The 722-nt window shown below is 63.0% G+C and carries 1 pseudogene; it reads right to left on the reverse strand.

Annotated elements, in window-relative coordinates:
• Window positions 1-722: pseudogene (locus ACTXPP_RS14145) on the reverse strand (IS3 family transposase); the annotation flags it as partial.

A 722-nucleotide genomic window follows, 5' to 3' on the forward strand; every position in this document is an offset into this window, starting at 1 on the left:
CCATCACCAACGCTTCCTGTACCAACTCGGTGCGCATGTGATCGGTAATCGCGAAACCGACCAGCCGGCGTGAGTAGCAGTCGATGACCGTGGCCAGGTACATATTCGACCCGTCGGCAATCGGTAGGTAAGTGATGTCGCCAACATAGGTGTCGTTGGCCCGGTTGGCGGTGAACCGGCGACGCAGCAGGTCAGCGAATACCCGCCGACGCTTATCGGCGACGGTGGTTTTCACCCGGCGCCTTTTCGTGTAGCCGGCCAGCCCGTTGGCTCGCATGAGCCGGGCGACGCGCTTGTGGTTGACCGGCGCTGAACTGCAAGCGCCCGAGGCATCGTCATCGGGGTCATTGATGTCGGCGGTGATGCGCTTGGCGCCGTAGCAGCCGTTGTTCGCGTCGAACACCGCAGTGATCCGCGCGGCGAGCAACGCGTCATCGATCAGGCGCTGTCGGCGACCACCAGCAGTGATCTTCCATTTGTAGAACGAGGACCGGTTGATCGTCAGGACCTCGCAGAGCCGCTTGACCGGATAGTCGGCCTTGGCGTCGTCAACGAACTTGAAGCGGCTCACCAGTTCGTCTCTTCCGCGAAATATTCCGCGGCCCGCCGTAGGATGTCACGTTCCTCGCGCAGCCGGGCGACGTCGCGTTGCAGTCTACGGATGTGTTCGGCATCGGTGACTGCAGCCGCCTCGGACGTGTCAGCGCTGCCGGCGCGGGGAT

It is taken from the genome of Candidatus Corynebacterium faecigallinarum (assembly GCF_052264515.1).
In the GTDB taxonomy this organism is placed as follows: domain Bacteria; phylum Actinomycetota; class Actinomycetes; order Mycobacteriales; family Mycobacteriaceae; genus Corynebacterium; species Corynebacterium faecigallinarum.